General features: G+C 30.4%; 9 protein-coding genes. 5 read left to right on the forward strand and 4 right to left on the reverse strand.

The window, feature by feature from the left end; all coding sequences use genetic code 11:
- Positions 1-12 precede the first annotated feature (12 nt).
- Positions 13-2,088: an elongation factor G gene (gene fusA, locus L8X27_RS07440; RefSeq protein ID WP_039617755.1), complete on the forward strand. Its 2,076-nt coding sequence runs from the start codon at positions 13-15 to the stop codon at positions 2,086-2,088.
- A gap of 32 nt (positions 2,089-2,120) precedes the next feature.
- On the opposite strand, the gene L8X27_RS07445 is transcribed toward fusA, so the two are convergent.
- From L8X27_RS07445 to putP, 4 genes are all read right to left on the reverse strand, one after another.
- Positions 2,121-2,603 carry a pyridoxamine 5'-phosphate oxidase family protein gene (locus tag L8X27_RS07445; RefSeq protein ID WP_263671775.1) on the reverse strand — a complete coding sequence of 161 codons (483 nt, stop codon included), beginning with the start codon at positions 2,601-2,603 and terminating at the stop codon, positions 2,121-2,123.
- Between the two features lie 69 nt (positions 2,604-2,672).
- The gene (locus tag L8X27_RS07450) at positions 2,673-4,043 is read right to left on the reverse strand and encodes a hemolysin family protein (RefSeq protein ID WP_263671773.1); all 1,371 of its coding nucleotides are present in this window, start codon (positions 4,041-4,043) and stop codon (positions 2,673-2,675) included.
- Positions 4,044-4,130: 87 nt separating this feature from the next.
- Positions 4,131-5,102 (reverse strand): putative transporter, encoded by a 972-nt coding sequence (locus L8X27_RS07455; protein WP_263671771.1) that lies wholly within the window; start codon positions 5,100-5,102, stop codon positions 4,131-4,133.
- Between the two features lies 1 nt (position 5,103).
- Positions 5,104-6,582, reverse strand: coding sequence for a sodium/proline symporter PutP (putP, locus tag L8X27_RS07460; protein WP_263681169.1), 1,479 nt, complete (start codon positions 6,580-6,582; stop codon positions 5,104-5,106).
- A gap of 134 nt (positions 6,583-6,716) precedes the next feature.
- Here putP and L8X27_RS07465 point away from each other — a divergent pair, with 134 nt between their 5' ends.
- The 4 genes from L8X27_RS07465 to L8X27_RS07480 all read left to right on the forward strand — a co-directional run bounded on the left by L8X27_RS07465 (position 6,717) and on the right by L8X27_RS07480 (position 9,297).
- A complete protein-coding gene (locus L8X27_RS07465) occupies positions 6,717-7,922 on the forward strand; it encodes a saccharopine dehydrogenase family protein (protein WP_263671768.1) in 1,206 nt (401 codons plus the stop codon).
- Between the two features lie 35 nt (positions 7,923-7,957).
- A complete protein-coding gene (gene modB, locus L8X27_RS07470) occupies positions 7,958-8,629 on the forward strand; it encodes a molybdate ABC transporter permease subunit (RefSeq protein WP_263671766.1) in 672 nt (223 codons plus the stop codon).
- 55 nt (positions 8,630-8,684) lie between these two features.
- Positions 8,685-8,888 carry a class I SAM-dependent methyltransferase gene (locus L8X27_RS07475; RefSeq protein ID WP_240387661.1) on the forward strand — a complete coding sequence of 68 codons (204 nt, stop codon included), beginning with the start codon at positions 8,685-8,687 and terminating at the stop codon, positions 8,886-8,888.
- Between the two features lie 124 nt (positions 8,889-9,012).
- The gene (locus tag L8X27_RS07480) at positions 9,013-9,297 is read left to right on the forward strand and encodes a class I SAM-dependent methyltransferase (RefSeq protein WP_263671764.1); all 285 of its coding nucleotides are present in this window, start codon (positions 9,013-9,015) and stop codon (positions 9,295-9,297) included.
- Positions 9,298-9,405 lie beyond the last annotated feature (108 nt).

Here is a 9,405-nt window from a genome sequence, read left to right on the forward strand (position 1 = left end):
GAGGAGTAAAATATGTCAAGAAGTACTCCTTTAAAAAGAGTTAGAAATATAGGTATCGCAGCTCATATTGATGCAGGTAAAACAACTACTAGTGAAAGAATTCTTTTCTTTACAGGTATGAGTCATAAAATTGGTGAGGTGCATGATGGTGCAGCTACAATGGACTGGATGGAGCAAGAAAAAGAAAGAGGTATCACAATTACTTCTGCTGCTACAACTTGTTTTTGGAAAAACCATCAAATTAACCTTATAGACACTCCAGGCCACGTTGACTTTACAATTGAAGTTGAAAGATCAATGCGTGTTTTAGATGGTGCAGTTGCGGTATTTTGTTCAGTAGGTGGAGTTCAACCACAATCAGAAACTGTATGGAGACAAGCTAATAAATACGGTGTTCCAAGAATTGTTTTTGTAAATAAAATGGACAGAATTGGTGCAAATTTCTTTAATGTTGAAGAACAAATCAAAAATCGTTTGAAAGGTAACCCAGTTCCACTTCAAATTCCAATCGGTGCTGAAGATAATTTCAAAGGTGTAATTGATCTTATTACCATGAAAGCTTTGGTATGGGAAGATGAAAATAAACCAACTGATTATGTAGAAAAAGAAATTCCAGCTGAACTTAAAGAAAAGGCTGAAGAATATCGCACAAAAATGATAGAAGCAGTTTCTGAAACAAGCGATGAATTAATGGAAAAATACCTAGGTGGTGAAGAGCTTACTCAAGAAGAAATCAAAGCAGGTATTAAGGCAGGATGTTTAAGTCTTTCTATGGTTCCTATGCTTTGTGGTACAGCTTTTAAAAATAAAGGTGTTCAGCCATTACTTGATGCTGTTGTTGCTTATTTACCAGCTCCTGATGAAGTTGCTAATATTAAAGGTGAATATGAAGACGGTACAGAAGTTTCTGTAAAATCAACTGATGATGGTGAGTTTGCAGGTCTAGCATTTAAAATTATGACTGACCCTTTTGTTGGGCAATTAACTTTCGTTCGTGTGTATAGAGGAAGTTTAGAAAGCGGTTCTTATGCATACAACTCAACAAAAGATAAAAAAGAAAGAATCGGTCGTCTTTTGAAAATGCACTCTAATAAAAGAGAAGAAATTAAAACTTTATATGCAGGAGAAATCGGAGCGGTTGTTGGACTTAAAGACACACTAACCGGTGATACTTTAGCAAGTGAAAAAGATAAGGTTATTTTAGAGAGAATGGATTTTCCAGATCCTGTTATTTCAGTTGCTGTTGAGCCTAAAACAAAAGCAGATCAAGAAAAAATGTCTATTGCTTTAAATAAATTAGCTCAAGAAGATCCAAGCTTTAGAGTTTCAACAGATGAAGAAAGTGGTCAAACTATCATTTCAGGTATGGGCGAGCTTCACTTAGAAATTATTGTTGATAGAATGCTTCGTGAATTTAAAGTTGAAGCCGAAGTAGGTCAACCTCAAGTTGCTTACCGTGAAACTATTAGAAAAACAGTTGAGCAAGAATACAAATACGCTAAACAATCAGGTGGTCGTGGACAATATGGTCATGTATTCTTAAGACTTGAGCCACTTGAACCAGGTAGTGGATATGAATTTGTAAATGATATCAAAGGTGGGGTAATTCCAAAAGAATATATTCCAGCAGTTGATAAAGGTGTTCAAGAGGCACTACAAAATGGTGTTTTAGCGGGATATCCTGTTGAAGATGTTAAAGTAACTGTTTATGATGGAAGTTACCACGAAGTGGATTCTTCTGAAATGGCATTTAAACTTGCAGCTTCTATGGGCTTTAAAGAAGGTGCTAGAAAAGCAGGTGCTGTAATCTTAGAACCTATGATGAAAGTTGAAGTTGAAACTCCAGAAGAATACATGGGTGATGTTATTGGCGATTTAAATAAACGCCGTGGCCAAGTAAATTCAATGGATGAAAGAGGTGGTAATAAAATTATTACAGCATTTTGTCCTTTGGCCGAGATGTTTGGTTACTCAACCGATCTTAGAAGTCAAACTCAAGGCCGTGCTACTTATTCTATGGAATTTGATCACTATGATGAAGTTCCAAAAAATGTTTCTGAAGAAATTATCAAAAAAAGAAATGGTTAATCTATCAAGATGGGCAAAAAGCTCATCTTGAATTATTTATGTCCTTTTGAATTAATTAAATTAATTGCTCCTTCATTAATTTCATATGCCTTTCCAAAACCTTTAACATATCTTCCATTTTTCAGTATAAGTTGAAATAAATGAAAATCTTGCATATTTTTAATGACTTGAATGATTTCTTTATTGTTTTCATTTTCATAAGTATTTAATACTTGCTCAAATAGCTGATTGTCTCTTGTTATTTCTGCACTCTCTACTCTAAATTTAAGTCTTTTCCTTGCAAAGATTGATATGCAATCTTTTTCATCTTCTATAAACATAATTTCTATGTTTTGATTATTGTATTTTACTCCTTCAAAGTGTTCGGCAATTTCACTAATATAAATATAAAAGTCATTTTTGTTTTTTATAATAGGAGTATATGAACATATGGTTTGATTGTTTAAATTTAAAGACGATATCATAATGCTTTTGCATTCTTGTATAAATTGATTAATTTCATCATGTAGTTGCATAAAAAATTTCCTTGTAAGTTAAAATGAATAAGATTTGAGGGTTTATAGAAAAGTAAAAAGAAGAGTTTGTTACTCTTCTTCATCAGTATTTTTGCGTACAACTTTAATGCGTTCTATGCTATTTCCATCCATCTTTTTGACTTCGTAGTAGCAAAATTCATCTTCTATTCTATCTCCAACCACCGGTAAGCGTCCTAAAAGATTGAAAACATATCCACCTATAGTGACTTGTTCTAATTCTTCATTAAAGCGTATATCAAGCATTTCTTCTACTTCGCTAATTTCATATCTTCCTTGAAATTCATAGATATTTTCTGCAAGCTTTTTAAAATGTGGACTAGAATCATCATGCTCATCGTTAATATCACCAACAATTTCTTCCATAATATCTTCCATAGTTAAAAGACCAGCAGTTCCGCCATATTCATCTACTACTAATGCTGTATGTACTTGTTCTTTATTCATCATGAAAAGAACTTTAGATATGCTGATATTTTCTGGAACTAGGATCATTTTGATTAGAAAATCATCTAAATTTTTCTTATCTTTGCTAAGTTCATTTTGCATAATGTCTCTAATATGCACCATACCTAAAATGATATCTTTAGAACCATCTATATATGGAAAGCGTGTATGTTTATACTGACAAACTATTTGCATATTTTCTTCATAGCTTTTTTGTTTATTAAGACAAATCATATCTTTTCTAGGTGTCATGATTTCTTTTGCTACTGTATCTGAAAAATCGACAGCATTGCGTATGATTTCAGTTTCAAATTCATCCAAAACTCCACCTTTTTGGCTTTCACTCGCAATAAATTTAATCTCTTCTTCAGAGTGACTTAATTCGTGTTCTTTGGCAGGTTTTATACCTATAATTTTTAAAGAAACTGCAGCTAAAAAGTCAAATGTTTTAATGAAAGGTAAGAAAAGTAACCAAAACAAATGTAATGGTCTTGCAATCCATAAAACAGCTCTATCTGCAATGGCTATAGCAATGCTTTTTGGGACCAACTCGCCTAGCACAACATGCAATAATGTGATAATAGCAAAAGCAATAATAAATGCTATGGTATGGATTAATGCTGGAGTTAAACCTAAATTTGCTAGAGGAACTTCAAGAATTTTAGCAATAGCAGGTTCACCTATCCAACCAAGAGCAAGAGAGCTTAGCGTAATACCAAGTTGGCAAGCACTTAAATAAGTATCTAGTTTTGAAGTGACTTCCAAAGCTTTTTTTGCATTGCGTTTTTTCTCTTTTACCATTTCTTCAAGTTTTGATCTACGCACTTTAACAATAGCAAATTCAGATAAAACAAAAAATCCATTTAAAAGCACTAAAGCTAATGCAACAAGAATCATAAAAGTAGAATAGCCTATATCAATAGAGGCAACAGTAGGTAGTGTTTGATTTAAGTCTAAAGATTGACTGGGGTCCAAAAAAACTCCTTTAATAAAATTTCGCAAAATTATATCAAATCAAAACTATAAAATTAGCTTAAAAATAATGATATATTTTAAATTAATTTAATGTTTTCTATATTCTATATTTTTTTCAAATTCATCTAAACGCTTGTAAATACTACGAAGCTGTGTGATAGTTGTCCAGTTGGTGATAAAAATGCTAAATGAAGATCTAACCTGGTCAAAAGCATTACCAACTTGTATGATAATTCCAAGTTGTATAAGTCCTAAAAATAAACTTGGAGCCATGATTAAAAAGGGTACTATAACCATGATTTGCTCAAATAAATAAAGCCATACATTAAAATACCCATAATGTAAAAATAATCTTTTATAATTGATTTTAAGCCCGGTAAATAAACTTAAAATACTTTCATCGCTTGCATAATTTTTTCTATCATCTTCAGCAAAAACAAGTTCTTTTCTAAAAGCAGCTTCGGCTTTTTGATTGTTATATTCTAGTCCAGGTAGTTTTATACCTACAAACCATGATATAACTAAACCTCCTAAAGAAACCAAAAATGCAATCCATACTAAAGAGCCATTAATATCTTTTAAGATAGGTAAATTAACATGTGCGCTTAACATCCATAAAATTGGTACAAAAGCAACTAAAGTCATAATTGCTTTGACAAAAGCTAACCCTAAACTTTCTATGATTTTTGAAAAATTATAGATATCTTCTTGAATTCTTTGCGAACTGCCTTCTATGTTATCATCTTTTTTTTGCCAAAATTTAATATAATCAAAAGTCATAGCCTCGCGCCATTTAAAAGCATATATGCTTCCAAAATATTGCGTGATAGTAGCGATTAATACATAAGGCAGTGCTAAATATAAAAATTGTTTAATAAAATGATAAAAATCATTTATGCTATGATTTTTTGCATCTTGTAAAACATCGTAAAATTCTTTATACCATTCATTTATTGCTACATTAATAGAGGTTTGTGCTAATAAAGAAGACAATAAAAAAAACAAACCCAAATAAGCCCATAAAGCCCATTTTTTAGAATAAAAAAAAGATTTAAACATTTTAAATTTCTTTCAGCATTTTTTCATAATGTTTTATTGTGTGTTTTTTTGCTTTAAATATTATACTAAAAATCATAATAAAACAACTTGCGACTAAAAATCCAGGAATGATTTCATAAATTTCTATAAAATTTGAACCAAAATGCTTATAAAATACAACAGTTAAAGCCCCACTAACCATTCCAGCTATTGCACCTTCTTTGCTCATATTTTTATAAAATAAAGAAAATAAAATAACGCTTCCAAAACTAGCTCCAAAACCTGCCCAAGCATAAGAGACTATGTTTAAAATTTGACTTTGAGTATCAAGTGAAAGTGTAAAAGCTACACACGCTACAATCAAAACACCTAAGCGTGACAACAAAGTAATATTTTTATCATTTGTTTTTCTTTTTAAGATTTGTGTATAAAAATCTTGCACCAAGCTAGAAGCGCATACTAGCAATTGAGAACTTGCAGTACTCATAATGGCTGCTAAAATTGCACTGAGTAAAATTCCCGCCACCCAAGGGTTAAAAAGCACTTGAGACATTACAATAAATATTCTTTCAGGATCATTTAAAGTAAGATCAAATTTAGCTATATAAGCAATACCTAAAAATCCTATCATAGCAGCACCAAATAAAGAAATTACCATCCAAGTTATGCCTATAAAAGTCGCAGTAGGAATTTCTTTTACATTTTTTATAGAAATAAAGCGAATTAAAATATGAGGTTGGCCAAAATATCCAAGCCCCCAGGCTAAGGTTGATGCTACCACTAGCCAACCACCACCATCTAAACCAAAAGCTTGAGGTTTTACATCATTTATAGTAGAAAAAGCTTCGCCAAAGCCACCAAGTTCAAAAATCATCACAAAAGGAATGATAATTAATGAACTCATCATTAAAAGTCCTTGTATCATATCAGTCCAGCATACGGCTTTATAGCCACCTAAAAAAGTATATAAAACAATAACTAAAAATCCAATACTTAAGGCAAAAATATAAGGCAAATTAAATACACTTTCAAAAAGTTTAGCACCACTTACTAATCCAGCACTAATGTAAATAGTAAAAAATACTAAAATAACTACCGCACAAATACTTCTTAAAATATGTCTATCATCATGAAAGCGACTTTCAAAAAAATCAGGAATTGTAATACATTCTTTGGCTATTTGAGAAAAAATCTTTAATCTTTTAGCAACAAAGGTCCAGTTTAAGAACATACCAAAGCTTAAACCTATGGCTATATAAATTTGTCCCAATCCAGCTGCGTATAAAGCACCGGGAAAAGCCATTAAAAGCCAACTACTCATATCAGAAGCACCTGCACTTAAGGCAGATATTACAGGTCCCATTGATGCATTTCCAACAAAATAATCTTTACTATTTTGATTTTTTTTGTAAAAATAAAAACCTATAAAAAGCATTAAAAATGCATAGGTAATAAAAGTAATAATAATAGGATAAGAAAATTCCACACTTTGTAAATTCATAAGTGTCCTTAAAAAATTTAAAAAATCATCATTTTACTTGTTTTATTTTAAAAAAACATTATAAAAATTATTTTTTATTTCAATGCTTTATAAAGTTTTTTTGTTACAATTTTCAAAAAAATTAAGGATAGTTAATGAAAAATCTTTTAATTATAGGTGCAGGTGGTGTAAGCCGTGTTGCGACTGTAAAATGTGCAATGAATAGTGATGTCTTTAGTAAAATAACCCTAGCAAGTAGAACTAAAAGTAAATGTGATGAAATAGCAGCTTTTATAAAAGAGCGTTTAGGTGTAGAAATTCAAACTGAGCAAATAGACGCAGATGACACCGCTGCTGCTGTAGAACTTATCAAAAAAACAGGAGTTGAAATTTTATTAAATGTGGCTTTACCTTATCAAGATCTTGCTTTAATGGATGCGTGCATTCAAACTAATATCCACTATGTAGATACTGCAAACTATGAACATCCTGATTTGGCTAAATTTGAATATAAAGAACAATGGGCAAGAAATGATAAGTTTAAACAAGCAGGAATTTTAGGACTTTTAGGCAGTGGATTTGATCCAGGTGTTACTAATGTATTTTGCGCTTATGCACAGCAAAATTTGTTTGATGAAATTCATTATATAGATATATTAGATTGTAATGCTGGAGATCATGGCTATGCCTTTGCAACTAATTTTAACCCTGAGATTAACTTAAGAGAGGTTTCTGCTAAAGGTCGTTACTGGGAAAATGGCAAATGGATAGAAACTGATCCTATGGAAATAAAAATGGAGTGGGATTATCCTGAAGTAGGGGTAAAAGATAGTTATTTACTTTATCACGAAGAGCTTGAAAGTTTAGTAAAAAATATCAAAGGTTTAAAAAGAATAAGATTTTTTATGACTTTTGGACAAAGTTATTTAACTCATATGAAATGTCTTGAAAATGTTGGTATGCTGGGTATTAAACCTGTTATGCATCAAGGTAAAGAAATAATACCAATAGAATTTTTAAAAACCTTACTTCCCGATCCTGCTAGTTTAGGCCCTCGTACTAAAGGTTATACTAATATAGGTTGTGTGATTCGTGGTGTAAAAGATGGAAAAGATAGACAAGTTTATATTTACAATGTTTGTAATCACGAAGAATGCTTTAAAGAAACCGGAGCGCAAGCTGTGAGTTATACTACTGGAGTTCCTGCAATGATAGGAACAAAGCTAATCGCTAAAGGAATTTGGCAAGGAAAAGGTGTATTTAACATGGAAGAATTTGACGCTAAACCTTTTATGGATGAGTTAAATACTCAAGGACTTCCTTGGAAAATTATAGAAATGGAGCCAAATTTAGGAAAATAATCTCAAGTCTTTTTTGACTTGAGAAAGTTTTAATAATGAAGCAATTATTATTAAGTATAGATTGGACACCTTTTTTAGTTTCCATAAAACTTTCTATTATTACTTGTATAATTTTGTTTTGTTTTTGCGTACCTCTTGCTTGGGTTTTTACTTTTAAGCAATTTAGAGCAAAAAAAATTCTAGAAACTATAATAACCTTACCTTTAGTTTTACCACCATCTGTTGTTGGTTTTTACTTATTGATTTTATTTTCAAAATACTCTTTTTTTGGAGAATTTTTAGAAAAACACTTTAATATCACCTTAGCTTTTACCTTTGAAGGTTTGGTGATAGCAAGTTGTATTTATTCTTTACCTTTTATGTTTAATCCTTTATATAATGCAATGTCTATGATTTCTAAAAATATTATAGAAGCTAGTTTTTCTTTAGGAAAAAATTCTTTCATTACACTTTTAAAAGTAATCTTACCTAGTATCAAACCAGCTATACTCAGTGCTTTGGTAATAAGTTTTGCACATACTATGGGTGAGTTTGGTATAGTATTAATGATAGGTGGTTCTTTAAGCGGGGAAACAAAAGTAGCTAGTATTGCTATATATGAAAGTATGGAAAATTTAGATTTTGCCACAGCTCATATTTATAGTCTCATACTTTTAATTTTTAGTTTTGTTGTTTTGTTAAGTGTAAATTTGTTAAAAAATAAATAACAAAGACTTATTTTATTGTATAATCAATTTATATCTTAAATTTAAAGGAGAAATGATGGATAATTCATTATCAGGATATACTAAAAAATATGACAATGAAGGGTATGGCTTACAATATCCAGATGGACATGTTATAAGATTTTATGAGAGAATCTTAAAATACAAATTAAATAAAACAAGTGGAAATTTACTTGATTTTGGTTGTGGAAATGGAGTTCATTCTAAGTATTTTCAAGATGTAACAGGGGGGGGGTATTAATGCTTATGGTATAGATATTGTTCCTAGCTTAAAAAATACTTGGAAAAAAGATCCTAGGATAAATGAAAATAATTTTCATGTTATTACACCAAATTCTAGTTTTAAAAATTTATTTGATGTAAAAATGGATTTTATTTTTGCAAATCAAAGTTTATATTATCTACCAAACAAAGACTTTCAAAAAACTATTGAAGAATTTTATGATTTATGTAATGATGGAGCAATAATTTTCGCGACAATGATTAGCTCTAAAGCTTATCAAGAATTTGTTGCAGGAGATGTTAAAGATAATGGTTTAGTGGAAGTAAAATCTAGTCCAAGATTAAATGGCGAATCTACTTATATAAATTTTACAAATACGATTGAAGAATTAAAAGAAAAATTTAAACCTTTTAAACCATTATTTTGAGGAGATTATGAATTAATAAATTTATATAATTTTGAAGGAAGTATACAGCATTTTATTTATATAGGGGAAAAATAATTTTATATGATAAAGACTTTATCAAGTCTTTAT

This window comes from Campylobacter sp. CNRCH_2015_1657, assembly GCF_025772685.1.
Taxonomy (GTDB): domain Bacteria; phylum Campylobacterota; class Campylobacteria; order Campylobacterales; family Campylobacteraceae; genus Campylobacter_D; species Campylobacter_D lari_D.

Excerpts from the sequence above, each read along its gene's own strand:
- fusA (WP_039617755.1), top strand. The coding sequence starts at position 13 with ATGTCAAGAAGTACTCCTTTAAAAAGAGTTAGAAATATAGGTATCGCA.
- L8X27_RS07445 (WP_263671775.1), bottom strand. The coding sequence starts at position 2,603 with ATGCAACTACATGATGAAATTAATCAATTTATACAAGAATGCAAAAGC.
- L8X27_RS07455 (WP_263671771.1), bottom strand. The coding sequence starts at position 5,102 with ATGTTTAAATCTTTTTTTTATTCTAAAAAATGGGCTTTATGGGCTTAT.
- putP (WP_263681169.1), bottom strand. The coding sequence starts at position 6,582 with ATGAATTTACAAAGTGTGGAATTTTCTTATCCTATTATTATTACTTTT.
- L8X27_RS07465 (WP_263671768.1), top strand. The coding sequence starts at position 6,717 with ATGAAAAATCTTTTAATTATAGGTGCAGGTGGTGTAAGCCGTGTTGCG.
- modB (WP_263671766.1), top strand. The coding sequence starts at position 7,958 with ATGAAGCAATTATTATTAAGTATAGATTGGACACCTTTTTTAGTTTCC.
- L8X27_RS07475 (WP_240387661.1), top strand. The coding sequence starts at position 8,685 with ATGGATAATTCATTATCAGGATATACTAAAAAATATGACAATGAAGGG.
- L8X27_RS07480 (WP_263671764.1), top strand. The coding sequence starts at position 9,013 with ATGGATTTTATTTTTGCAAATCAAAGTTTATATTATCTACCAAACAAA.